26 protein-coding genes are annotated in these 24,402 nt (G+C 61.7%); 21 read left to right on the top strand and 5 right to left on the bottom strand.

All coding sequences use genetic code 11. From position 1 onward, the window contains the following. Nucleotides 1-23: 23 nt before the first annotated feature. Nucleotides 24-689, top strand: a complete 666-nt coding sequence (locus tag AC0L2H_RS20300; protein WP_473591864.1) for a GntR family transcriptional regulator — start codon at nt 24-26, stop codon at nt 687-689. Between the two features lie 817 nt (nt 690-1,506). Continuing rightward, nucleotides 1,507-1,767: a DUF982 domain-containing protein gene (locus AC0L2H_RS20295; RefSeq protein WP_107647341.1), complete on the top strand. Its 261-nt coding sequence runs from the start codon at nt 1,507-1,509 to the stop codon at nt 1,765-1,767. 51 nt (nt 1,768-1,818) lie between these two features. Here AC0L2H_RS20295 and AC0L2H_RS20290 read toward each other — a convergent pair whose 3' ends face one another. Then, nucleotides 1,819-1,977, bottom strand: a complete 159-nt coding sequence (locus AC0L2H_RS20290) for a hypothetical protein (RefSeq protein ID WP_473591863.1) — start codon at nt 1,975-1,977, stop codon at nt 1,819-1,821. A gap of 441 nt (nt 1,978-2,418) precedes the next feature. Between AC0L2H_RS20290 and AC0L2H_RS20285 the strand changes: the two genes are divergently transcribed. From AC0L2H_RS20285 to AC0L2H_RS20275, 3 genes are all read left to right on the top strand, one after another. Further along, a complete protein-coding gene (locus tag AC0L2H_RS20285; protein WP_473591862.1) occupies nt 2,419-3,252 on the top strand; it encodes a polysaccharide pyruvyl transferase family protein in 834 nt (277 codons plus the stop codon). A gap of 37 nt (nt 3,253-3,289) precedes the next feature. Continuing rightward, on the top strand, nt 3,290-3,943 hold the full coding sequence (locus tag AC0L2H_RS20280; protein ID WP_473591861.1) for a methyltransferase domain-containing protein: 654 nt from the start codon (nt 3,290-3,292) through the stop codon (nt 3,941-3,943). A 237-nt stretch (nt 3,944-4,180) separates the two neighbouring features. Further along, on the top strand, nt 4,181-4,840 hold the full coding sequence (locus AC0L2H_RS20275) for a TylF/MycF/NovP-related O-methyltransferase (protein WP_473591860.1): 660 nt from the start codon (nt 4,181-4,183) through the stop codon (nt 4,838-4,840). Nucleotides 4,841-4,906: 66 nt separating this feature from the next. On the opposite strand, the gene AC0L2H_RS20270 is transcribed toward AC0L2H_RS20275, so the two are convergent. Next, a complete protein-coding gene (locus tag AC0L2H_RS20270) occupies nt 4,907-5,902 on the bottom strand; it encodes a glycosyltransferase family 8 protein (protein ID WP_473591859.1) in 996 nt (331 codons plus the stop codon). Between the two features lie 207 nt (nt 5,903-6,109). On the opposite strand from AC0L2H_RS20270, the gene AC0L2H_RS20265 reads away from it, so the two are divergent. Then, on the top strand, nt 6,110-7,081 hold the full coding sequence (locus tag AC0L2H_RS20265) for a glycosyl transferase family 90 (protein ID WP_473591858.1): 972 nt from the start codon (nt 6,110-6,112) through the stop codon (nt 7,079-7,081). Nucleotides 7,082-7,123: 42 nt separating this feature from the next. On the opposite strand, the gene AC0L2H_RS20260 is transcribed toward AC0L2H_RS20265, so the two are convergent. Then, complete coding sequence (locus AC0L2H_RS20260; RefSeq protein WP_473591857.1) at nt 7,124-8,161, bottom strand: aldo/keto reductase; 1,038 nt, start codon at nt 8,159-8,161, stop codon at nt 7,124-7,126. A 277-nt stretch (nt 8,162-8,438) separates the two neighbouring features. On the opposite strand from AC0L2H_RS20260, the gene ppk2 reads away from it, so the two are divergent. After that, nucleotides 8,439-9,359 (top strand): polyphosphate kinase 2, encoded by a 921-nt coding sequence (gene ppk2, locus AC0L2H_RS20255; protein ID WP_107647348.1) that lies wholly within the window; start codon nt 8,439-8,441, stop codon nt 9,357-9,359. Between the two features lie 52 nt (nt 9,360-9,411). On the opposite strand, the gene AC0L2H_RS20250 is transcribed toward ppk2, so the two are convergent. Together AC0L2H_RS20250 and hemB are read right to left on the bottom strand one after the other, a co-directional pair. Next, a complete protein-coding gene (locus AC0L2H_RS20250) occupies nt 9,412-10,056 on the bottom strand; it encodes a dihydrofolate reductase family protein (RefSeq protein WP_473591856.1) in 645 nt (214 codons plus the stop codon). A gap of 210 nt (nt 10,057-10,266) precedes the next feature. Next, a complete protein-coding gene (gene hemB, locus AC0L2H_RS20245; protein ID WP_473591855.1) occupies nt 10,267-11,298 on the bottom strand; it encodes a porphobilinogen synthase in 1,032 nt (343 codons plus the stop codon). Between the two features lie 331 nt (nt 11,299-11,629). Between hemB and AC0L2H_RS20240 the strand changes: the two genes are divergently transcribed. The 14 genes from AC0L2H_RS20240 (at nt 11,630) to AC0L2H_RS20175 (ending at nt 24,318) form a co-directional block, all read left to right on the top strand. Beyond that, on the top strand, nt 11,630-12,673 hold the full coding sequence (locus AC0L2H_RS20240; RefSeq protein ID WP_473591854.1) for a 3-hydroxyisobutyryl-CoA hydrolase: 1,044 nt from the start codon (nt 11,630-11,632) through the stop codon (nt 12,671-12,673). After that, complete coding sequence (locus AC0L2H_RS20235; RefSeq protein ID WP_473591853.1) at nt 12,670-13,092, top strand: DUF6163 family protein; 423 nt, start codon at nt 12,670-12,672, stop codon at nt 13,090-13,092. Before AC0L2H_RS20240 ends, AC0L2H_RS20235 begins: the two co-directional genes overlap by 4 nt. 288 nt (nt 13,093-13,380) lie before the next feature. After that, on the top strand, nt 13,381-13,896 hold the full coding sequence (gene ldtR, locus AC0L2H_RS20230; protein WP_008875359.1) for a transcriptional regulator LdtR: 516 nt from the start codon (nt 13,381-13,383) through the stop codon (nt 13,894-13,896). 346 nt (nt 13,897-14,242) lie between these two features. Next, complete coding sequence (locus AC0L2H_RS20225; protein WP_473591852.1) at nt 14,243-15,496, top strand: L,D-transpeptidase family protein; 1,254 nt, start codon at nt 14,243-14,245, stop codon at nt 15,494-15,496. A gap of 245 nt (nt 15,497-15,741) precedes the next feature. Then, the gene (locus tag AC0L2H_RS20220; RefSeq protein WP_473591851.1) at nt 15,742-16,545 is read left to right on the top strand and encodes a cation:proton antiporter; all 804 of its coding nucleotides are present in this window, start codon (nt 15,742-15,744) and stop codon (nt 16,543-16,545) included. Continuing rightward, nucleotides 16,434-17,279 carry a cation:proton antiporter family protein gene (locus AC0L2H_RS20215; protein WP_473591850.1) on the top strand — a complete coding sequence of 282 codons (846 nt, stop codon included), beginning with the start codon at nt 16,434-16,436 and terminating at the stop codon, nt 17,277-17,279. Before AC0L2H_RS20220 ends, AC0L2H_RS20215 begins: the two co-directional genes overlap by 112 nt. A 172-nt stretch (nt 17,280-17,451) precedes the next feature. Next, entirely contained in the window at nt 17,452-18,765 is a 1,314-nt protein-coding gene (glyA, locus tag AC0L2H_RS20210) for a serine hydroxymethyltransferase (protein ID WP_473591849.1), read from the top strand. Between the two features lie 207 nt (nt 18,766-18,972). Further along, nucleotides 18,973-19,446, top strand: coding sequence for a hypothetical protein (locus AC0L2H_RS20205; protein WP_473591848.1), 474 nt, complete (start codon nt 18,973-18,975; stop codon nt 19,444-19,446). 251 nt (nt 19,447-19,697) lie between these two features. After that, on the top strand, nt 19,698-20,177 hold the full coding sequence (gene nrdR, locus AC0L2H_RS20200; RefSeq protein ID WP_473591847.1) for a transcriptional regulator NrdR: 480 nt from the start codon (nt 19,698-19,700) through the stop codon (nt 20,175-20,177). Nucleotides 20,178-20,179: 2 nt separating this feature from the next. Continuing rightward, nucleotides 20,180-21,310 (top strand): bifunctional diaminohydroxyphosphoribosylaminopyrimidine deaminase/5-amino-6-(5-phosphoribosylamino)uracil reductase RibD, encoded by a 1,131-nt coding sequence (gene ribD, locus AC0L2H_RS20195; protein ID WP_473591846.1) that lies wholly within the window; start codon nt 20,180-20,182, stop codon nt 21,308-21,310. 13 nt (nt 21,311-21,323) lie between these two features. Further along, nucleotides 21,324-21,941 (top strand): riboflavin synthase, encoded by a 618-nt coding sequence (locus tag AC0L2H_RS20190; RefSeq protein WP_473591845.1) that lies wholly within the window; start codon nt 21,324-21,326, stop codon nt 21,939-21,941. A 165-nt stretch (nt 21,942-22,106) separates the two neighbouring features. Further along, nucleotides 22,107-22,601: a 6,7-dimethyl-8-ribityllumazine synthase gene (gene ribH / locus AC0L2H_RS20185; RefSeq protein ID WP_473591844.1), complete on the top strand. Its 495-nt coding sequence runs from the start codon at nt 22,107-22,109 to the stop codon at nt 22,599-22,601. Next, complete coding sequence (gene nusB / locus AC0L2H_RS20180) at nt 22,598-23,098, top strand: transcription antitermination factor NusB (protein ID WP_107647361.1); 501 nt, start codon at nt 22,598-22,600, stop codon at nt 23,096-23,098. The genes ribH and nusB overlap by 4 nt, the downstream gene beginning before the upstream one ends. Next, a complete protein-coding gene (locus AC0L2H_RS20175) occupies nt 23,095-24,318 on the top strand; it encodes an MFS transporter (protein WP_473591843.1) in 1,224 nt (407 codons plus the stop codon). Before nusB ends, AC0L2H_RS20175 begins: the two co-directional genes overlap by 4 nt. Nucleotides 24,319-24,402: the final 84 nt, after the last annotated feature.

Raw genomic sequence — 24,402 nt, 5'->3', positions numbered from 1 at the left:
GTGGCCTCACGAATGGGACCGCGATGTCGCAGATGCACAATGTCGAGAGCCAGCTTCGCGAGATGATCCTCGGCCTCGAGATCGGTCCGGGCGAGCGTTTGACCGAGCGCTGGATCGAAAACCGGTTCGGCGCCTCGCGCACACCGGTCAGGGCGGCGCTGCTGCGGCTCGAGACCGAAGGCCTGATCTGTCGCGACGGGCGCGGCTGGACGGTCTCGCCCATCAACCTCGCCGAACTCGAGCAGATCGCGGTCTATCGCGAGGCGGTCGAGGTCGCCGCGCTCAGGCTGACATGCGCGCAGGGCGACAAAAGCTCCATCGATGTCATCGAAGCGATGCTCGACTCCTGCGATGCCGCCACGCCGCGCGAGGAATGGCACCGCGTCGGCATGGATTTCCACATCGAGCTGGCCCGCCTGTCCGCCAACGAGTTCCTGTTCAGGGCTGTCCGCGATGCGATGACGAGGCTCTCCCGCGCGCGCTGGCTGGAGGTTCGCGACGAGGCGGCGCTTAGCCGTGCCTGGGCCGAGCACCATGCCATTCTGGCGGCGGTGCGGACTGGCGATGCCGATGAGGCAGCGCGCCAACTATCGGCGCACATCGTCGGCAGCCGCGACCGGCTGGTGACGTCGCTGCGCAACGACCGGCGCGGCCTGCGCGCCAGGGGATTTGCCGTGGTTGCCGTTTGATTTCGCCGGTCATGCCGTCGTCGGGCAATGCAGCCGTCAAGGACGGTGCGCTGATATCAGGCCGTCAGACTAGTCGAGGCTAAGGCAAGTGCGGTGGAAGCGAGCGGCCTAGCGGCCTGAGCGTTCAATCGGCTTTCTTCACGCGTACTGCGAGAACCTGCCTGCATACTACTCGCGAGCAGATCAACACGCTACTGCGCGCGCCACAGTTCACAGGACATCTGCCGACCAGCCACGGACTGATAAAAGCTGCCGACGGATACTTTGCGAAACCCCTTCGCCTTTGCAGCCGCTCGTTGTGCCTCCGCGTCAGCAGATTGACCAGCAATGACTACCCACGCCGGGTATGGGTTCGGCGCCTTCGCCCATCGGAGTGTGTCGGTATGGCCCGATGGCGATTTCGCAGCAGGTCCAGAGCGAGGCATTTTGCAGGAGATTGAGATGGGCATGAGCCCAGCGTCCCCCAAACTCTTCAACTTCAGAAATTTGGGATCCGAGCCATAGTAAGGTTTTCCATCAACTGACAATTGCGGTTGGGAAACACAGCCCGAAAGCATTCCTACAACCGCACACACAAACACTGCCTTGTCCCGCTTCATAAAGTCCCCATGTTCCTTGTGCCACTTTGAGTGATGCGAGAATCACTACCTGCTACAGGTCTGAAAACAATCAAACTGGAAATCAAACAATCAAACATGGCATGTGGTGGCAATAGACTAGGCGCCTGTCGCAAGCGTGGTGCACCGAATAAGGCATCAGCGGTGCGCGAGCGCACTTTCGCCCTCGCTTCGCGAGCGGCGATGGCGTAAGAGCGGCGATGGAAAACAACCGATTTGAAACACCCGTGACCGTCAAGTCGGCCGCGGACGGGACCAACCAGCTCTTGCGCACGGCTCGGGAGGCTTCCGATTACCTCCTGAACAGCTGGCCCGGCAAGCGCAGTCCCAAGCATCGCGAAGCGCTACAGGCCTGCCACGATGCACTGGCCGGCGACAAGCCGGCGATGAACGCAAGGCGCGCATTCATCGCCGCGGCTCGCGAAGTCAACGTCTTCGTCAGCGACAAGGCTCCGGCCTGAAGCAGGCGAAACCCTGCGCGGAACCGGCCCGCTTCGTAGGCCGAATGCTCTCTATTTCGCCGATTCCGCTTCGGTTTCGGACCTGGTGTCGTCCTCGGGCTTCGAACGCTCCCTCGCGGCGACCTTGGCCGCCAGCTTTTCCGCCTTCTTGGCGGCTTTCTGCCGGTCGCGCTCCTTGCGTTCCTGATCGTAGTTCGGTGCTCGCGCCATATCGCTTCCTTTCACTGTGCTTGACCCTGCCTAGGAGCATTGGACTGCAAATACAACACCGAAGCGGCGATCGGCTGCATGGCAGGCGGCGAGTCCGGTTCGGGCTTGCAAGATGTTTGGCACGATGATGTAGGAAAGGCCGGGGTACAGACGCCGACAGCCGCCAAACCAGTTTGATCAAGTGACCGATGGTCACGCTTCAAAGAAAGGCACAGAAGCAGTTCCACCATGCGCGCAAATGTCATGCGCGATATTGCCCCACAGGCACTGTTTCGCCGCTGGCTTACCTGACTGCTCGACCAGGCCAGACTTTCTGACCGATCGGCGCGCCCGTGCTAGACTCCGAGCGTGGCAATTGATGTTGATCTCGGCATTCATCAGGCGTACGGGAATCATCAGGCGTACGGGGGGCCAGGATTCATTATGCCTCAAGAACAGAGAATGAATATTGCACTGCTGAATTACCCTAACACCAACAACATCGGAGACAACATACAGACGCTCGCTGTCGCGCAGCATATCGATCAGGAATACAGCCTGGTCGACCGCGATTTCTTGCATCGATATGATGGCGAACCGTGCGTAGTCGTCATGAACGGCTGGTTCACGCATGAGCCGCAGAACTGGCCACCTGCGCCAGCGATCACGCCGATCTTCTTCGGCTTTCATCTGACCCCTAAGGCCGCGTCCGCGTTCGAAAAGCATAGGGCATACTTCAAGCGCTTTGCGCCGATCGGATGCCGTGATCAAACGACGGCCGAAATCATCAAGTCATGGGGTGTCGATGCCTATGTGAGCGGCTGCGCGACGATGACATTCCCGGCCCGAATGAAAGAACCTGCCGAGCCGAAGGTGTTTCTGGTGGATCAGAAACGGGGTCACTTCGCACGGGCGGATCGCAAGCGGGCTAGCCAGATCGGGCACATTTTGCCGTTTCCGATGGCGAGCGAAGTCAGATTTGAGGCGGCAAGGAACCTGCTCGACTTCTACCGACTCAATGCGGGCATCGTCGTCACTAGCCGCATTCACAGCGCTATGCCTTGCGCAGCGATGGGCATCCCGGTCGTTTTCACCGGTCGCCGCGACGGCCGGACTGCGATCATCGACCTGATCGGTATCCCGTCAGTTCGAACAAAGTGGTTCCGGCGCACGCGCATCGAGAGCTTACCGGCACGCAAACCGGCATTCGATGATGTGAAGAAGCGCATCGCCAGTGACCTTCACGCACGTTTGGAAGCCCATGGTGTGAAGGTGAAATTTCCGACGTCGCTTTAGGGCCTATGTTCGCGCGATGCTGGCTAGGGGGCCAAAGATGCAAACAGATATTGACGAATGGCGCAGCGTAGCAGCCGGGGCACAGCCCGATTGGGAATTCAGGGCAGGTATCATTGCAAAGCTAATCCGGGCGACAGACACCGTTCTCGACATAGGTGCGGGCGATCAGAAACTGAAGAAGTTCATTTCCCCCGCCTGTACGTACGTGCCGGTCGATTGCGTCGATGATCTTCCCGGAACCTTTGTCGTGGACTTTAACAAGGAGTTCAGGCTACCAAACGTGCCTTTCAATGTTGTCGTTTGCGCGGGATCGCTCGAATATATCAATGATCTAGCCGGATTTTTCCGGGCACTTGCCGCGCATGCGCCGGACCGCCAAGTGATCTTCACGTACTTTCTGAACCCGGAGAAGTGGCGACGCGCCGGCATGAAAGTACATAACAATTTCGCGACCGGCGACGCCCTCCTGTCACACATCGATTTTGCTCTCTCACACGTCGACATCGTGGCAACGCGCGGCGATACGATTTTCGTCAGTGCCACGCTGTCGGCTGGTGGCGGTGTTCAATGGATCAATGACCGACCGATTACCGATCTCCTTTTTGCCGAGCGCGGAATCAAGAAATTCATAGCAAAGACCGCCCGATCCCTGCGCAAAAGGCGTAATGCCATCGGCAGGATGCTGAAATAGCGGTCGGTATTCAGTTTTGCCCGTACGCCGCGCGTGTAAATGAGGTCAGTGTGGACGTTGAGGCCGTGATCCACCGCAGTTCACGGCCATGAGGAGCAGGATATTTCTCGGAGCTGAACAAGTATTCACTCAGGGCAGTCTTCCTCGTACCTTGTAAATCTCCAGGCTGCTGTTTAGCCTCGCACGATGCTGTCAAGATTGACTCGACATTTATTGAAGAGTGCGAACGGGCTTAGAGTGCCGGCCGTCGCCCGTTCGGTGCAGCGCGCTCGGCTGACGTATCTTTCGGACGCGAAGTTTATCAGCCTCCGCGATGCGATCAGACTGGTGAAGCGTGAAAAGGTCTCCGGCGACTTCATCGAATATGGTATCGCACTCGGTGGCTCGGCAATCTACATCGCGTCCGAGCTTGATGGTGACCGCCATTTCCATGGCTACGATGTGTTTGGCATGATTCCGAGCCCAACCGAACAGGACGACGAGAAATCCAAGGCCCGTTACGAGACCATTCGATCGGGACGATCCAAGGGCATTGGCGGTGACAAATATTACGGGTATCAAGGCGATCTGTTCGACAAGGTGAGTGCCAGCTTCACGGACTTTGGCGTCCCGGTCGATGGCGAAAGGATCGTCTTTCACAAGGGCCTGTTTGAAGACACGGTGCACTTTCATCCGAAAAGCAGGATAGCGCTGGCCCATCTCGATTGCGACTGGCACGATCCGGTCAAGTTCTGCCTCGAGCGGACCCTGGAGGTGTTAAGCCCGGGCGGGCTCATGATCCTCGACGATTACAACGACTACGGCGGATGCCGGATCGCGACCGATCAATTCCTTGCAGGCCGTTCTGACTGCCGTCTTATACGAACGCTCCCCCATGCGGTGGTCCAGCGGTCATAAGTCACGTCCGTGCTCGGCGTTGCACGACCCGCAGAAGCGCCCGTGTTCATTGACGGTGTTTGAAGGCTACTTAACGGGGAGAGATTGTCGTTTTTTCCTTTCAATTCCCGAAACGCGCTCGGGATATCGTACGGCCATCATCAGCCGGTCCGCATGCTCGGCAAAAACCGCGCTGACCTGTTCGGCGTCGAACAGGGATCTTCGGCGGCGTTTCTCGTCGTTGGCGAGGAAACCCGTTATGGCATCAAGCTTTCGAGTAAACCGTTTGAGAACGAACCGCGCCTGCCGGGCAAAATGACCAGCCCAAGGCGTGTCCTTTGCGAGATGGCGATAGATGGCCAACGCTTCCAACTCGACACCGATCGGGCGGTTCGACCAGGGCTTGCCACGCGTGAAATGCCGCGCAAATGCCTTGTCGAATAGTACCTGGCTGGTGAAATTCGTCATGACGTTCCAGTAGGGGTGCATCGTCTGCCATCTGTCTTCAAAAGCGACATTGAGTGCACCTTGGTCCATATTGTCGACGCGCTGCGAGGCGAGTTCTCGAGTCCTCTGCAATAGCCCCTCTCGCCGCACCATGGGCATGTTGAACACTAGCACGCCCGCATTGAATTTCGGCGCGCCGGGCTTCATCGGCAGACGTCGGCGATACTTCGTGTCGAAATAGCATTGCTCATCATGAGCGGCCAATAGTGGCGCCTGCAGTTGTGTCTGGGCGAGGTCGACTATCGATCGATTGAAAAGGACGTCGCTGTCGGCATAGACAATATGATCATAAGGCTCGAATTCAGCCAGCTGGTCCGCGAACAGTCTGATATAGGTCGCCAAGGTCAGATGGCCCGGATCAAAATTCCTCGCTTCCATGAACTTCGACACGTCAAGGATGCTGACCGCGGACCCTAGTAATCGGCCACCGACCTCTAAATCCTCCGTGCCGACACCCATCTGAAGGATAAAGCCCTTGATAGGGCCGGATACATCCAACACACGGCGCGCGGCTAAGCAGGCGTACGGGAAATAGTTTTGATCGGCAGCGAAAAAGAAACACGGATTTTGCGACATATTGTGAACGTCCCAGCAGCAATCAGACCTCTATCCGGCCAGCATGTGCGGATGCAATAGCTTTTGGGCATAACACATGCGGATCTCCTGATGGATGGGGCGGTGATGCGGGTTTCACGCGGTTGCGGGTTGCAAGATGGCTGGCACAATGATGTAGGAGAGAAACCGGGTATCAAATAACAAGCCGACTTTTCTTCCAAGTGACCGATGGCCACGCTTCAAAGAAACGCACAGAAGCTGTTCTACTATGCGCGCAATGCGATGCGTGACATCGCTCCGCAGGCACTGTTTCGTCGCCGGCTTGCCGGACTGCTCGACCAGGCCAGGCTTTCGGACCGCTCGGTCCGCGAGCGCCTCAACTATTACAACAGGCTGCAGGAGGCTTTCACGCCGAGCCCCGATGCCGTGCCGGTCAGCCGGCTGCCGACGGACCGAAGCATGTATTATTACGATCTGAAGGAGTTTACCCGCTACTTCGATCCCGGTCTGCTTATCGATCTCGAATTCGGCGACGTCATCGAAGTGCCGAAAATGCCCTCGATCGTGAAGGATCGGCCGATCGTTGGCGACAACGGGAACGGCGTTCTGTTCAAGCTCAACAAGTTCCGTCATTTCCATATGCCCGCCGACGATGTTGCCTTCGCCGACAAGCTTCCTGCCGCGGTCTGGCGCGGCGACCTCAACAATCCGATACGCACTTTGCTTCTGAAGGTCGCCCGCGACCTGCCGTTCTGCAACGTCGGAACGCCCAAACGCACGGCGGCGGCCGAGTATCGCAAGCCCTATCTCAGCATCGATCAGCAGCGGCGCTATCGCTACATCATTTCGCTTGAGGGCAATGACGTCGCGACCAACCTCAAATGGATCATGAGCTCGAATTCGCTGTGCCTGATGCCGCCGCCGACATACGAGACATGGTTCGCCGAAAGCAAACTCGTGGCTGACGTCCACTACGTGCCGCTCGCCCCGGATTTCTCGGATCTCGCCGAACGGGTGCAATATCTCGAACGGCACCCGGCCGAGGCTGAGCGCATCGTTGTCGCGGCCAATGCCTATTGCCGAAAATTCGCCGATGAACCGACGGAGCAGGCGATCTGCCTGCTCGTGCTGTATAAATATTTCGTTCTCAGCGGTCAGATCGAGCCTGACGCCGAAGTCTGGCGCTACATTTCAGCATAGCGGCTACGGGATGACCCCAGGGGAATTGCACCTTGCCGGGTACTATTCCCGGTTGAGAACCAGATCGGCCGGGCCAAACCGGTCCTTCGCCGTCTGTTGCTGGTGCCAGTAGGGGTAGAGCACGGGCGGACGGCTGACGGCATCGAGCCGTGCGCGGTCGTCGTCCGTAAGCGCCAGGCTTGCGGCGGCGATATTGTCCTTGAACTGCGCTTCGGTCCGTCCGCCGATCACCAGCGAACTGACGGCCGGCCGCCCAAGCAGCCAGGCAAGCGCCACCTGCGCCGCCGACACGCCATGATTCTTGCCGATAAAGGCAAGCACGTCGACGATCCGCCACAGCCGGTCCTCGTCGCGGATCGGCGGTTCCGACCAGCCGTTGAGCTGGCGGGCGGTCGGGCTGTCGCGGTTGTATTTGCCGGACAGCAATCCGCCGGCGAGCGGGCTCCACACCAGCGCGCCAAGCCCCTGATCGACCGAAATCGGCAGCAGCTCATATTCGGCTTCGCGCGCTTCCAGCGTGTAGTGGATCTGCTGGGTGATGAAGCGCGACTGGTTGTGGCGGTCGCTGATGCCAAGCGCCTTCATCACCTGCCAGCCGGAGTAGTTGGAGCAGCCGGTGTAGCGGACCTTGCCCTGGGTGACGAGCGTGTCCATCGCGGCGATGGTTTCCTCGAGCGGCGTCGTGCCGTCCCATTCATGCAGGAAATAGATGTCGATGACATCGGTGCGAAGGCGCTTCAGGCTCCTTTCGCATTCGCGGATCAGATGGTAGCGCGACAGGCCTTCGTCGTTGGGCCCCTTGCCGATCCGCATCCGCCCCTTGGAGGCGATCAGCACGTCGTCCTTGCGCTTGCCGCCAAGCGCCTCGCCGATGATCTCCTCCGAAAGCCCGTTCGAATAGACATTGGCCGTGTCGATGACGTTGATGCCGGCGTCGATGCACAGATCGATCATCCGGCGCGCCTCTTTGAGATCGGTCTTGCCGACCGCCGAAAATGCGCCGGCGCCGCCGAAGGTCATCGTGCCCATGGTCAATGTCGAAACCTTCAGCCCGGACCGGCCGAGAGTGCGGTATTCCATGTCAGGTCCTCGCAATGGCGTTGAAGAGGGCGTCTGCCAGGCCGCCCGGAATGAGACGGGCATTTGTAGGATAATTCGCGCGGCTTGTCGCCCCTCGTCGCGCAATGACCGTTCAAGTCTCGCTGATCGGTGGTGGCGATCGGCACATTGGCTCTCTGCAATAAAACCGTCATTGCCGGCCTATATTGAAGTCGGCTCAAGGTGTCATCGGAGCCGGCAGGCCGGAATCGAGGGCGCCGGACAAAAGCCGGCAGGCTTGCACGCGGAGCAGCGCAAAATGACCGAGACAAGACAGAATTCTCCGGCCAGGGACTGGCTGGAAGCGGAACTCGCCGACACGCTAGATGAAGACTATGAGCTCGAGATGTCGGAGCCGGCGCTGTCGCTGGAAATCGCGAAAATCTACAAGAACTCGCATCCGCCATCGATCGATCGCATGCAATATTTTCGCGACCTGATCGCGCTGCAGTCCGAACTGATCAAATTGCAGTCCTGGGTCGCCTACCACAAGAAGAAGCTGGTGGTGGTCTTCGAGGGCCGCGACTCGGCCGGCAAGGGCGGCGTCATCAAGCGCATCACTCAGCGGCTCAATCCGCGCATCTGCCGCGTCGTCGCGCTGCCGGCGCCGACCGAGCGCGAGAAGTCGCAATGGTATTTCCAGCGCTATGTTCCGCATCTGCCGGCCGGCGGCGAGATCGTGCTGTTCGACCGCTCCTGGTACAACCGCTCCGGCGTCGAGCGGGTGATGGGCTTTGCCCAGCCCGATCAGGTCGAGGAGTTCTTCCGCGACGTGCCGGATTTCGAACGCATGCTCGTGCGTTCCGGGGTGACGCTGGTCAAATACTGGTTCTCCATCACCGACGAGGAGCAGCAGATGCGCTTCCTGATGCGCATCCACGATCCGATGAAGCAGTGGAAGCTGTCGCCGATGGACCTGCAGTCGCGCGTGCGCTGGGAACAGTACACCAAGGCCAAGGAAGAGACCTTCGCACGCACCAACATCCCGGAAGCCCCCTGGTTCATCGTCGAAGGCAACGACAAGAAGCGGGCGCGGCTGAACTGCATCGACCATCTTCTCAAGCAGATGCCCTATGAGGATGTCCCGCATGAGGAGATCACGCTGCCGGAGCGTGTGTTCAATCCCGAATACGAACGCCAGGTGCTGCCGCGCGAGCTCTACGTGCCGGAGAAGTACTGAGGCGGATGAGCTGCGATCTCCCCCACACGGAGGGAGATTGCGGTCTCCCATCTTACGCACGCTCGATGATGATATGCGTGGCCTTCGCCGTCGCGACCTGCTCTGTGCACCGGTAGCCGAGCCTGACCATATCGATGCCGGCAAAAAGATTCTCTCCGGAGCCGAGCAGCATCGGTGAAATCGCCAGGTGCATGTTGTCGATGAGCTTTTCCCTGAGGTATTGCCGGATGGTGGCGACGCCGCCGCCGACCCGTACATCCTTGCCGTCGGCCGCGGCCTTCGCCTTTTCCAGCGCTGAGTGGATACCCTCGGTAACGAAATAGAAGGTCGTGCCGCCCTCCATAACGATAGGATCGCGCGGATGGTGGGTGAGCACGAAGACCGGCACATGGTAGGGCGGATTGTCTCCCCACCAGCCTTTCCAGCTTTCATCCGGCCACTCGCCGCGGATCGGCCCGAACATGTTGCGGCCCAGGATCCATGCGCCAACATTATCGAAGCTGCGCGCCGTGAACGCCTCGTCAGTGTCCGTGGTCCCGCCATCCTTGCCGACCATCTTGTGGAAGGTGCGGGTGCCGACCATCCATGTGTGCAGGGCTTCCCCACCAACACCCAGCGGGTTCGTCAGGTCCTGGTCGGGACCGGCGCCGAAACCGTCGATCGACAGGGTGAAAGCGGCGACGCGAAGTTTGGACATAATTGCCTCCTCAATAACCAGTTGTATTTTGCAAGTGGTTGTCTTGTAGCAAACTGATTGCAAAACGCAAGCGGTATTTCTGAACACGGCAAGCGAGAGCAGGAGGTCAAACGACCTCCGCTCTTGTTCACCGGCGCAAGCCGGAAATTGTCCTGAGTGTTGAAGCGGATCGCCGGCGCTACTGGTCGCGGCCGAACATCCGGATCGGAATTACCCCTTCAGCATCGCCGCCACTTCGGGTGCGAAATAGGTCAGAATGCCGTCGCAGCCGGCGCGCTTGAAGGCGAGCAGCGATTCCAGCATCGCCTTTTCGCCGTCGATCCAGCCATTGGCGCCAGCGGCCTTGATCATCGAATACTCGCCCGACACCTGATAGGCGAAGGTCGGCACACGGAACTCGTCCTTCAGCCGCCGGATGATGTCGAGATAGGGCAGTCCGGGCTTGACCATCAGCATGTCGGCGCCCTCGGCTAGGTCCTGTTCGGCCTCGCGCACCGCTTCGTCGGAATTGGCGTGGTCGATGTAATAGGTCTTCTTGTCGCCCTTGAGCAGGCCGGCGGTGCCGACCGCCTCGCGGTAGGGGCCGTAGAAGGCCGAGGCGAACTTCGTCGCGTAGGACATGATCGCCACATCGGCAAACCCATTGGCGTCGAGTGCGTCGCGAATGGCGCCGATGCGGCCGTCCATCATGTCGGAAGGCGCGATGATGTCGGCGCCCGCCGCCGCCTGGATGACGGCCGCCGCTGTCACCTGTTCCACCGTCTCGTCATTGACGATGATGCCGTCGCGCAAAATGCCGTCATGGCCATGCGAGGTGAACGGATCGAGAGCGGCATCGGTGATGATGCCGATCTCCGGCACCGCGTCCTTGATGGCGCGGGTGGCGCGGTTGATGATGTTTTCCGGGTCGAGGATATGCGAGCCGGTCTGGTCGCGCAGGCCAAGTTCGACATTGGGGAAGGTGGCGATCGCCGGAATGCCGAGCTTTGCCGCGCGTTCGGCTTCCTTCACCGCGAGGTCGAGCGACAGGCGAAAGACGCCGGGCATGGCTGCGATCGGCTCGCGCACTTGTCTGCCGTCGACGACGAAGATCGGCCAGATCAGATCGTCGACCGTAAGCCGGTTCTCCTGGACGAGGCGGCGCGACCAATCGGCCTTGCGCATGCGCCGCAGACGGCGGCTGCCGGTGATCTCGTCGACGCTGCGCGCGCCGGCGGCCTTTGCGGGGGTGAATTTATTCATCGCCTAAACTCCGGGTCGGGCAGCTTTTACCACGAGGCGGCGCGGCTGACCAATGCGACACGTTTGTGCCAGGCAGGGGCAATCGCTTCCGCTTTAGTGGTCCCTCGTTCCGATTGTTTGCGCTGCCCCTTATCGTCCGGCGGGGCGATGAGGGGCGATGCCGACTTCAACAATTGGTGGTCTCCATTCGAGCTGGATGCCACCATTTGTCAGAAGCGGCCACCATTTGTCTGAAGCGATTGCCTGTAGGCAGTCGCCTAACGCATTGACGCACCCATGCGCCACCATTAGCACTTCAGTCCCGCAGGCGCGGGGGAGGGATTCTCTGGCGATGGATTTTGACGGAGGCGACGAAATTCGCTTCGAGCATTTGGGTCGGGCTGGCGTCGTCACGCTGACGCGGCCGCAGGCGCTCAATGCCGTCACGCATCGCATGGTCAAGGCGCTCGACAGGGCACTGCGCGCCTGGGAGCGGGATGACGAGGTCGATGTCGTCGTCGTCAAGGCCGAGGGCAGGGCGTTTTCCGCCGGCGGCGATATTCTGCATATCTACGAGGCCGGCCGCGCGGGAAAGCCGCCGGTCGAGTTCTTCGCCGACGAATACCGGCTCAATGCCCGCATCGCCCGGTTCAAGAAACCCTATCTTGCGCTGATCGACGGCATCGTCATGGGCGGCGGCGTCGGCATCTCGTTCCACGGCTCGCAGCGGGTTATGACCGAGAACGCCCAGTTCGCCATGCCGGAAGTCGGCATCGGCTTTTTCCCCGATGTCGGCGCCAGCCACCTCCTGCCGGACCTCGGCGGATGTTTCGGCATGTATCTGGCGCTCACGGGAAACCGCATCCGCCACGGCGACGCACTCTGGTCGGGCCTGGCGACGCACACGATCAAGGCGCAGGATCAGGCCGCATTTCTCGACCGGCTGGCGGCCACCGGCGACCCGGAATCGGTGCTGCGCGGTTTTTTTGTCCCGGCAAAGCGCGAGACGGACAGGCCGGTGCTGGAGGCGATCGCCCGCCATTTCGCGCAACCGTCACTGGCCGACATCCTCGGCAGCCTGGAGCGGGCGGCCGCTGCCGACGATTTCGCGGCAAGGACGCTGGCGACGCTCCGCACCCGCTCGCCGACCAGCCTGCATATCGCCTGGCGCCAGATCAGCGCCGGGCTGACCTTGTCCATGGACGAATGCATGAAGATGGAGTTCCGCATCCTCAACCGCATGCTGTCAGGCCATGATTTCTATGAGGGCATTCGCGCCGCCATCATCGACAAGGGCTCGACGCCGCTCTGGCTGCCAGCAAGCCTCGATGCGGTCAGCGCTGCCGATATTGATGCCTATTTCGCTCCACTCGGCGAACGGGAGCTCGAGCTGTGAGCGAGGTCACCTCGAGACGCGTCGTGCTCCAGCCGACCACGGTGGAGGTCATCTTCGCCTGGTTCCAGCGCGTCATCGCCGGCTACTGCCTCCTGTTCGGCGTCTTGTACTGGATCCGGCTGATCGGCTTCTACCAGGGCCCGCTGTGGCGCTTCGACCTGATGCCGGTACACTGGCAGGTGGCGGCGGTGATGCTCGCCGTATTCTTCCCGTTTGCCGCCGCGGGCCTCTGGATGCTGGCCTCCTGGGGTCCGGTGATATGGTTCATCTGCGCGGTGACGGAGGCGGTCATGTATGCCGGCTTTCCCGAACTCTTCGGCCACCGGCCGTTGATCGTTGCCTCGCACGCGGCGGTGGCGCTGCTTTACATCGTCTTTCGCGTGGTGATCTGGCTGCAGAAGCGCCAGACCCGGCGGTAGAACATTCTGCAGCCAATTGGACTCACTTGGCGTCACACAAATGCAGGTTAAACAAGCAGATAGAACGGGATGCCCCGTCCGCTCTGATTTCGGCCCGGAATCGGTGGTGAAATCTTTAGGTTAATTATCCTTGCTCGGGTGACCCTTCGTTAAGCCTCTTTCGAAACCTCTTACCGGTAAGCTCTTGTTAGCCTTGGCGTTTAAGTCGAATTTTATGAGTATTCGATAGTGTCGCGATCAAGGTGAAAAACAAAAAATCACCAGGGCGACAAACGAGAGGCAAAGACAATGATCAATTCGCGTCCGGCGGCGAAGACCGCCAACGTATCCGACGATCGCCGCGAGGCAATCCGTTCGCTTTACATGGAATCGCTGCAGCTGGTGGAGCGTCTGCACCGCCGTCTGCTTGACGTCATCAAGGACGAATTCGACCGCAACGGCCGCTCCGACATCAACGCCATCCAGGCGCTGCTCCTGTTCAACATCGGCAACTCCGAGCTGACCGCCGGCGAACTGCGCTCGCGCGGCTACTATCTCGGCTCGAACGTCTCCTACAATCTGAAGAAGCTGGTCGATCTCGGCTTCATCAACCACCAGCGCTCGCGCATCGATCGCCGTTCGGTCCGCGTCTCGCTGACGCCTAAGGGCAACGAGGTGGCGGAGGTCGTCGCCGGCCTCTACGAGCGCCATGTCGGCTCGATCGAGCAGGTCGGCGGCATCAACACCGACGAGTTCAAGCAGATGAACCGCGCCCTGCAGCGGCTGGATCGCTTCTGGAACGATACGATCGCCTACCGGATGTAATTCATACGCATCGGATATGTCCGCGCCATGGAAGCGCGGACGGGGATCAGCCGATCGCGGACCGGTGCCGAAAAGCACCGGTCCTGGCGTTTCATATGGGCCGGCCGGCCCAAATCGCTGATAAGGCCACGTTGCCGCCATATTCCCGGTGGAAGCGGGAATGCGAGTGAGGCGAGAGCCATGAATTCACCTCGACCTCGCGTCGCATCTTTGCCTGTTTCACATCGAAGTGATGGGGGCGCTGGTTGGCTAATTGTTAACAATGCCAATTTTAGTGTGCGGGCGAGATCGCCCAATGACCAACGCAGCAAATGACAAGATTGCTACAGGAATGTCTGGAACGTCCATGAGAACCACCCGCCGTTTCTTCCTTTCCGGAGCCTCCGCGCTTGCCGCCGCAGTTGTTGCCGGCAGCGCCAGTGCGCAGGACGTGATCGGGGATATCCTGAAATCCTCGGGCCGAGGCAATTGGGACGACCAGTTCGACGCCCGCCCCACCCAGGGCGGCAAGGTGGCCTCGACGCTGCCGATCTTCAGCCTGCAGACCGTTTCGTTCACCGAGCAGGCGGTGGCGCAATATCAGAACATCGTCTCCCAGGGTGGCTGGGAGCCGGTTCCCGATACCAAGAAATTGCAGCTCGGCGTTGATGATCCCGACGTGGTGCCGTTGCGCAAGCGCCTGATGGTTTCGGGCGACCTGGCGCAGAGCGCCGGCATTTCGACGGCCTTCGATTCCTATGTCGACGCGGCGGTCAAGCGCTTCCAGGCGCGCCATGGCCTGCCGTCCGATGGCACCTTGGGTCTGTACACTTATGCGGCGATGAATGTTTCGGCGCCAATCCGGCTTGGCCAGTTGCAGACCAATCTGCAGCGCCTGCGTGAGCGCGCCGGCACTTTGGGCAACCGCTACGTTCTGGTCGACATCCCGGGCGCCCAGATCGAGGCGGTCGAGAACGACCGCGTCGTGCTGCGCCATACGGCGGTCGTCGGCAAGATCGATCGCCAGACGCCGATCGTCAATTCCAAGATCAACGAGATCATCGTCAATCCCTACTGGAATGCTCCGGTCTCGATCGTGCGCAAGGACATCATTCCGCTGATGCGCAAGGATCCGAATTACCTCAAGGACAGCCATATCCGCCTGTTCGCGCCGGACGGCAGCGAGGTTGATCCGCTGACCGTTGACTGGTCGACCGACGACGCCGCGAAATACCGCTTCCGCCAGGATCCGGGCGCCGGCAATGCGATGGCCTCGGTCAAGATCAATTTCCCGAGCCCGGACGGCGTCTATATGCACGATACTCCGCAGCAGAGCCTGTTCGGCAAGATGATGCGCTTCGATTCCTCTGGCTGCGTGCGCGTCCAGAACGTGCGCGACCTCGTCACCTGGATTCTGCGCGACACGCCGGGCTGGAACCGCCAGCATTTCGAGGCGGCGATCAAGAGCGGCGAGAACATCCCGGTGCAGGTCACCAATCCGGTGCCGGTCTATTTCCTCTACGTTTCCGCCTGGTCGACAGGACCGGGCGTCGTGCAGTTCCGCGACGACATCTATGGTCTTGACGGGGCCAATGAGCTGCAGATCACCTCTGCGCTGTAAACGGCTGATTTTCTTCTGAAAAGGCCGCCACCGAGGGCGGCCTTTTTGCTTTCAGGTTCCCGCCAACGCGTCTGTTAAATGCCCAACGGGACGTTTCCACCCGGTTTTGCGCATGGTCCTGAAACCTCGTTCGGAATCACACCATGCAAGTCGCCGTCTTCATCCTCGTCGTGCTCGTCTTCGTCGCCCTTTCCGGCGCGCTGGTCCGGCTTGTGCGCGTGCCGCTGCCGGTATTGTAGATCGCCATGGGTGCGGCACTGGCCTGGCCGGTGCGCGGCATCCATGTCGAGATCGATCCCGAGCTGTTCCTGCTGGTGATCATCCCACCGCTTCTGTTCGGCGACGCCGTTGCCGCGCCGAAGCGCGAACTGCTGGCCCTGCGCGGCCCGATCCTCGACCTTGCCGTCGGCCTCGTCTTCTTCACCATCGTTGGCTTCGGCTATGCCTTGCATTGGCTGGTGCCGAGCATCCCGCTGGTCGTCGCCTTCGCGCTTGCGGCGGTGCTGTCGCCGACCGACGCGGTCGCCGTCTCATCGATCGTCGACCGCAACGTTGTGCCGGCCCGGCTGATGCATATTCTGGAGGGCGAGTCGCCGCTCAACGACGCGTCGGGTCTCGTCATGTTCCGCTTCGCGGTGGCGGCCGTGCTGACCGGCAGCTTCTCCTTCGCTGCCGCTTCGCTGAGTTTCCTCTATGCCGTTGCCGCCGGCATCCTGGCCGGTGTGGCGGCCTTGATTATCGCCGCCAAGACGCTGCAACTTTTGAACCGCATCGGCAGTGTTCCGGCCAAGGCGCAAGTGCTGGTGATGATCCTGATGCCCTTCATCGCTTATCTCGGCGCCGAACATGTCGAAGCCTCGGGCATCCTGGCGGCGGTCACTGCCGGCCTGTTGACCGGCGGTTCCGGATTTTCCGCTATCTCGGCGTTTCGGCGCGCATGCAGACGATGTCGTTATGGACGACGCTTTCCTTTGTCTTCAACGGCGCCCTGTTCATCCTGCTCGGCCTGCAGCTTCCCGACATCATCCGCCACGTGCCGCCCGAGCTGAGCAGCCGGCATTGGCTGATCGAGCCGGTTGCCACGGTGCTGATCCTCACTTTGTGCCTGATCGCACTGCGCTTCGTGTGGATATGGATTGGCGATATCGCGGCACGGCTTGCCGCGCGGTTTGGCAAGCGCAAAGCCGAGACGTTCGGGCTGCGCGTGCGCCTCGCCGGCTCGGTGGCGGGCGTGCGCGGCGCCATCACGCTGGCCGGCATCCTGTCGCTGCCGCTGGCCATGCCCGACGGTTCGCCGTTTCCGGCGCGCGATCTGGTGATCTTCCTCGCTGCCGGCGTCATCATCTGTTCGCTCGTCATCCCCAGCCTTGCCTTGCCGAAGATCGCGCGCGGGCTGGTCGCGCCGGGCGAGCATCCGGGCGCCGCCGAGGAGCGGCGGGCGCGCGTCGGCGCGGCCAATGCGGCGATCGTCCGCATCGAGAGCGTCGCCAATGACGGCAGCGAAGGGGAGGAGGCAGGAGCCCGCCTGGCGGTGGCTGACAGCATCGTCGCCGGTTATCGGCGTCGCATCGCCGCTTCCGACGAGGCGGACGAAGCCCGCGCTGAGGCCCGTGAAGCCGGGCGGCTGGAACTCGAGCTCAGGCTCGCCGGCATCGAGGCCGAGCGCGCCGCCGTACGCGCCATGTTTCGCAGCCGCGAGATCAACGACCATACGATGCGGGCGCTGTTTGCCGAAATCACGCTCACCGAGGCCCTGCTGAAGGGCCGGCAGGAGCGAAAATAAGGGCTGCGAACCGGCGCTGGCGCAATCCGGCCAGCAAATTTCGCGCTGCAAACGTGGCGGGGCGAAAACAACTGTGTTAATGGCGCGACATGCATGTCGCCCAAAAGTGCGGAGCGGTTTTGGGGCAACGATATGCATAAATAAATCGCCCCCGGATCAAGGATTTCAAGCCATGGCAACAGCAGCGGCAGTGTCGAATAAATTCGAATCCTTCTTCGAAACCACGCTTGAAGATGCCGATCCGGAGATATTCGGCGCTATCCGCAACGAACTCGGCCGCCAGCGCCACGAGATCGAGCTGATCGCCTCGGAAAACATCGTCTCCCGCGCCGTGCTGGAAGCGCAAGGGTCGATCATGACCAATAAATATGCCGAGGGCTATCCGGGCAAGCGCTACTATGGCGGCTGCCAGTTCGTCGACGTAGCCGAGGAACTGGCCATCGAGCGGGCGAAAAAGCTGTTCGGCTGCAACTTCGCCAACGTCCAGCCGAATTCCGGCAGTCAGATGAACCAAGCGGTATTCCTGGCGCTTTTACAGCCCGGTGACACCTTCATGGGCCTCGACCTGAATTCGGGCGGCCACCTGACCCACGGTTCGCCGGTGAACATGTCAGGCAAATGGTTCAAGGTCGTCTCCTACGGCGTGCGCAAGGAAGACCATCTGCTCGACATGGACGCCATCGAGAAGACCGCGCACGAGGCCAAGCCGAAGCTCATTCTTGCCGGCGGCACCGCCTATTCGCGCGTCTGGGACTGGAAGCGGTTTCGCGAGATCGCCGATGCGGTCGGCGCCTATCTGATGGTCGACATGGCGCATATCGCCGGTCTGGTCGCGGGCGGTGTGCACCCGTCGCCGTTGCCCCATGCCCATGTGGTGACGACGACCACGCACAAGTCGCTGCGCGGCCCGCGCGGCGGCATGATCCTGTGCAACGACGAGGACATCGCCAAGAAGATGAATTCGGCGGTATTCCCGGGCCTGCAGGGCGGGCCGCTGATGCATGTCATCGCCGCCAAGGCGGTGGCGCTCGGCGAAGCGCTGAAGCCGAGCTTCAAAATCTATGCCGAGAGCGTCGCCGCCAATGCCAAGGCGCTGGCCTCCAGCCTGCAGGAAACCGGTCTCGACATCGTCTCCGGCGGCACCGACAACCACTTGATGCTGGTCGACCTCAGGCCCAAGAACGCCACCGGCAAACGCGCCGAGGCAGCGCTTGGCCGCGCCAACATCACCTGCAACAAGAACGGCATTCCCTTCGACCCGGAAAAGCCCTTCGTTACCTCAGGCGTGCGGCTCGGCACGCCGGCCGGCACCACGCGCGGTTTCGGCCAGGCCGAGTTCCGCGAGATCGGCAAGCTGATCGCCGAGGTGCTTGATGGGCTGAAGGTCGCCAATTCCGACGACGGCAATGCGGCGGTGGAAGCCGCGGTGAAGGCGAAGGTGACCGCATTAACCGATCGTTTTCCGCTCTATCCCTATCTCGGGTGAATGCATTCATCTCGGTGAATTTCATTCATCTCGGATGAACTCAGTCCTTGTCGAAAAGCGCCGTTCCAGGCGGTTTGTTCGGGAGTCCTGACGATGTCGATTCCAAGTCTTGCTGGCGCTGGCGTCCTTTGTGCCCTGGCCACATCGGCTGTCTTGCCGTTGTCAAGCGCCGCCTGGGCACAGACCACAACGCCCGCGACACCGAAGATGGAAACCTTCGGTAAATGGTCGACCCTGGTGGACGAGATCGACACTGGCGAGGACATGCGCAAGACCTGCGCCGCCTCGACCGCCTTTCTCGACCCGAACGGCACCAGCGGTACGCTGACGCTGGCCATCTCGAACGGCGATGCGCTGCCGCCCGATGGCTATCCGACCGTCGTTATCGCCATCAGGAACAATGACCTGCCGAAAGGTGAGAACATTCCGGCAGTGTTCGGCGACGACAAGGGCAAGGTCAAGGCAAGCTTTCGTCTCAGCGCCGACGTCGGCGGACGATGGATGATGAACAACAAGACCGAGACCACCCTGGCGCTGTTGCGCGCCATGCGCCGCGCCAGCACGCTCGACGTCAGCTTCGCCGACAAGCCGGTCGGGACCGTATCGATGGACGGCTTCACCAAGGCCTATCGCAGCCTCGGCACGTCATGCGGCTTCCCGACGGATGACGTCGCGCCCTGACAAGCGGCCCTGGCGGCCCTCGCAATTTTGCTCGCGCCTCGCTATCTCTGAACGCGAGAGGCCGTTGCCGACACTTTGCCATCGTTGCAAAAAGCTCTAAGCCTTTCGTTCACCAGAGCCGGATGATTTCGGTCGAATCGACCTGAAATCTGAATCCGGCTCTAATCAAAGAGATACAGCATGATGTCGTCCGAAAACCGCTTCACACTTTTCGGCATCATGCTCTAAGAATCGCGAACCGAAGGCTCTCCATGCGCTGTCCCTACTGCCAGTCCGAAGATACGCAGGTGAAGGATTCGCGCCCCGCCGAGGATGGCGCGGCGATCCGCAGGCGGCGCGTCTGCCCCGATTGCGGCGGCCGCTTCACCACTTTCGAGCGCGTGCAGTTGCGTGACCTCGTGGTGGTCAAGAAGTCCGGCCGCAAGGTGCCGTTCGATCGCGACAAGTTGCTGCGCTCGGTCGAGATCGCCGTGCGCAAGCGCAATGTCGACCCCGAGCGCATCGACCGTGCGGTGACCGGCATAGTGCGCCAGCTCGAAAGCTCGGGCGAGACCGAGATCGCCTCGGGCGAGGTCGGCCGGCTGGTCATGGAGGCGCTGAAATCGCTCGACGACGTCGCCTATGTGCGCTTCGCCTCGGTCTATCGCAATTTCCGCGAGGCCAAGGATTTCCACGACGTGCTGGGTGAACTGAAGGGCGACGAGCCTAGGGGTGACGAGGACGCCGGCTGAACATGGCAAGGCCCGAACGCAGCAAAGCCGAACAGGAGAGCCTCGACCGCCGCTTCATGGCGGCGGCGCTCAGGTTATCTCGAAAGAACGCCGGGCGGACCTCGACCAACCCGTCTGTAGGCACGCTGATCGTGCGCGACGACGGCGCTGGCCCCATGATCGTCGGTACGGGCGTCACTGCTGTTGGCGGCCGGCCGCACGCCGAGACCGAGGCTTTGGCTGAGGCCGGCGAACTCGCGCGCGGCGCCACCGCTTATGTCACCTTGGAGCCCTGCGCCCATCATGGTCGCACGCCGCCTTGCGCCAACGCGCTGGTCAATGCCGGCGTCGCGCGCGTGGTCGGCGCTGCGAGCGACCCCGATCCGCGCGTCTCCGGCCAGGGCTACGCCATATTGCGCGCCGCCGGTGTCGAGGTGGAAGAAAAGGTACTCGCCACCGAGGCCGCCGAACAGATGGCCGGCTATCTGATTCGATCTTTGAAAAAGCGCCCGGAAGTGATTCTGAAACTTGCACTTTCCAGCGATGGCGAGATCGGCAGGGAAGGCGAGGGGCAGGTCGCGATCACCGGGGAGATCGCGCGGCGCGAAGTCTACCTGATGCGGGCCGAAGCAGACGCCATCCTGATCGGCATCGGCACCGCGCTGGAAGACGATCCGGCGCTGACCGTGCGGCTGCCGGGGCTGGAGAACCGTTCGCCGGCACGCATCGTGCTCGACCGCCAGATCCGCCTGCCCGAAACCTCGAAGCTGGTTTCCGGCATCGACCGGGTGCCGCTCTATGTCGCCGCTTGCCTGGAGGCCGACCCGCACCGGCGGGCGGCACTCGAGCGCGCTGGCGTTCGCTTCATCGGCACGGAAACGCATGAGGGCGGCGTCGCCCTGCCAGAGCTGCTCGAAGACCTGGCGGCGCTCGGCATGGCGAGCGTGCTGGTCGAGGGCGGCGCCAAGGTGGCGAGTACTTTCCTCGCTGAAGGGCTGGTCGACCGCATCGTGCTGTTCCAGGGATCGGACGCGATCGGCGAGGGCGGCATTGCATCGCCCATAGACGCCAACCATATCCCGGCGGGATTTCGCAAATTGCGCGACATGCGTTTTGGCGAAGACAGCTACGCCGAATGGGTAAGAGATATCTAGGATCAGGGCCGCGATGTTTACTGGGATTGTCACCGATGTCGGCACCATTGCCGCTGTCAGGCCGCTGAGGGAAGGGGTCGGCTTGCGTATCGACACCGCCTACGATCCAGAGACCGTCGCCATCGGCGCTTCGATCTCCTGCGGCGGCGTCTGCCTTACCGTCACGGCGCTGCCCGAACATGGCTCGAACGCACGCTGGTTCGAGGTCGAGGCCTGGGAAGAGGCGCTCAGGCTGACCACGGCGGCGGACTGGAAATCCGGCACCAGGATCAATCTGGAGCGGGCGCTGAAGATCGGCGACGAGCTCGGCGGCCACATCGTATCAGGCCACGTCGACGGCACCGCCGAGATCGTGGCGCGCAAGGAGGAGGGCGATGCGGTGCGCTTCACCCTTCAAGCGCCGCGCGAACTGGCGAAGTTCATCGCGCCCAAGGGCTCCGTTGCGCTCGACGGCACCTCGCTCACCGTCAACAAGGTCGAAGGCACCCGCTTCGACGTGCTGTTGATCCATCATTCGCTGACCGTCACCACCTGGGGCGAGCGCGAGGTCGGCGACCGCGTCAACATCGAGATCGACACCATGGCCCGCTATGCTGCGCGCTTGGCGGAGGCGGCCAAGGAGGGGCTTTGATGGGAAGCAGGAACTCCAAAGAGCCTGGGCTGAAGGCCTCGGCGCGGACCACCCGCTCTCGGCACCCTTATCCAAAGATCAGATAGGCCAGCAGGACTCCGGCAATCTTCCGCTTGCGATCAACCCTGCTTCGGCCTAAGTCACCGGCGATCCCCGGAGACATTTATGGCTGGCACATCCCAACACGGCAAAGCGTTCATCCGCCCGAAGCAGAAGGCGCACCTTCTCGTCATCGAGGCGCGCTTCCATGACGACCTTGCCGACGCGCTGCTCGAAGGCGCGACAAGCGCGCTGGAAGAAGCGGGCGCGACCTATGATGTCGTCACGGTTCCGGGTTCGCTGGAAATCCCGGCGGTGATAACTTTCGCGCTTGACGGCGCCTCCGAAGGCGGGACCGCCTATGACGGTTTCGTTGCCCTCGGCACCATTATCCGTGGCGATACCTATCACTTCGACATCGTCGCCAATGAATCCAGCCGCGCGCTGATGGACCTGTCCGTGCAGGAAGCGGCCTGCATCGGCAACGGCATCCTGACGACCGAAAACGACGCCCAGGCCTGGACGCGGGCCAGGCGTTCGGAAGGCGACAAGGGCGGCTTTGCCGCGCGCGCCGCGCTGACCATGATCGCGCTCAAGCAGCAATTGGGAGCGCCGTCGTGAGCGAGCCCGCTTCGCCCGGTCAGCCCGCGGTGCGCCATGCCAACAAGCGCGGCGCGGCCCGTCTGGCCGCCGTGCAGGCGCTCTACCAGATGGACGTGGCCGGCAGTGGCGTCTTCGAGACCACCGCCGAATACGAATTGTTCAGGCTTGGCAAGGAAGTCGACGGCGCGCTCTATCGCGAGGCCGACGCGCAGTGGTTCCGCGCCATCCTCACCGGCGTCGTCGAGAACCAGAAGACCATCGATCCCGTGATACGACAAGCGCTGACCGACGACTGGCCACTGTCGAGGCTCGATTCGACGCTGCGCGCCATTCTGCGCGCCGGCGTCTATGAGCTGATGAAGCGCGAGGATGTGCCGGTCGCCGTCATCGTCTCCGAATATGTCGACATTGCCAAGGCCTTCTATGAGGACGACGAGCCGAAGCTCACCAACGCCGTGCTCGATCGAGTCTCGCGCCGGGTACGCGGCGAGGGGCGCGGCAAGGACGCTTCATGACCGCCACGATTGTTGCCGCGGGGGCCGGCAAGGAGGCGCGCCGAACGGCGTTTATTCTGGCCGCCTCGCAAGCGATCATCGGTTCGGCCGCACCCATTGCCATTTCGCTCGGCGCGCTGGCCGGGCACCATCTGCTCGATGCCGACAAGTCGCTGGCGACGGCCCCGGTCACCGGCTTTAACGTCGGCGTGGCGCTCGGTTCCTTGCCAGCCGCAGCCATCATCCGTTGGCTCGGCCAGCGCAACGGCTTCATGACCGGCACGATCGTCACCGCGCTTGGCGGGCTCATTGCCACGCTGGCGCTGTTTAATCCCAGCTTCTGGCTGTTCGCTTTCGGCCTGTTGGTGATCGGCGTCGGCGGCGCCTTCGTCCAGCAGTTCCGCTTCGCCGCGGCCGACAACGCGCCGCCGGAGTTCAAGGCGCGCGCCATTTCCTTCGTGCTGGCCGGCGGCATCGTCACCGCCATCCTTGGGCCGCAGATCGTCATCTTCACCCGCGAATCCTTTGCGCCAGTGATGTTCGCCGGCTCGTTCGCTTCCATTCTCGTGCTGGCGGCTGTCGGCGCGGTCATTCTCTCGTTCCTGCGCATTCCGGCGAGAGCCGTCGGCAAGGTGGAAATCGCCGACGGCGATGCCCGGCCGCTCTCCGAGATCGTCACCAGGCCGCGTTTCGTCGCGGCACTTTTCTGCGCCGTCGGCAGCTATGCGCTGATGAGCTTCGTCATGACCGGCGCACCGCTGGCCATGGTCGGCTGCGGCCTGACGACGGACGACGCCACGCTCGGCATTTCCTGGCACGTCATGGCAATGTTCGCGCCGAGCTTCTTCACCGGATCGCTGATCCATCGCTTCGGCGCCGAACGCATCGTGGCAATCGGTCTTGCCTTGCTCATCGGTTGCGCCGTGGTGGCGTTGTCGGGACTGGCGCTGTGGCAGTTCTGGACGGCGCTGATCCTGCTCGGCCTTGGCTGGAATTTCGCTTTCATCGGCGCCACCGCCATGGTCGCCGACAGCTACCGGCCGTCGGAAAAGGGCAAGGTGCAGGGCTTCCACGACTTCGTCCTGTTCGGCTCCGTCGCCTTTGCCTCGTTGATGTCGGGCGCGGTCTACAATGCCTGGGGCTGGGAGATGCTGAACTGGATCATTTTCCCGATCACGATGCTGTGCTTCGTGGCATTGGGTGCGCTGAAAATGACAGGCTCGCGGCGGACTAGCGCATGACCCCGAACCAAAGGTTCGGAAAGGATCATGCGCAAGATCAAAGTGCTACAGCGTCCTTTGCGCGTCCAATTGGACGCGCGGCGC

It is taken from the genome of Mesorhizobium sp. WSM4871 (genome assembly GCF_055811295.1).
This window is presented reverse-complemented; position numbering and strand designations above follow the sequence as displayed.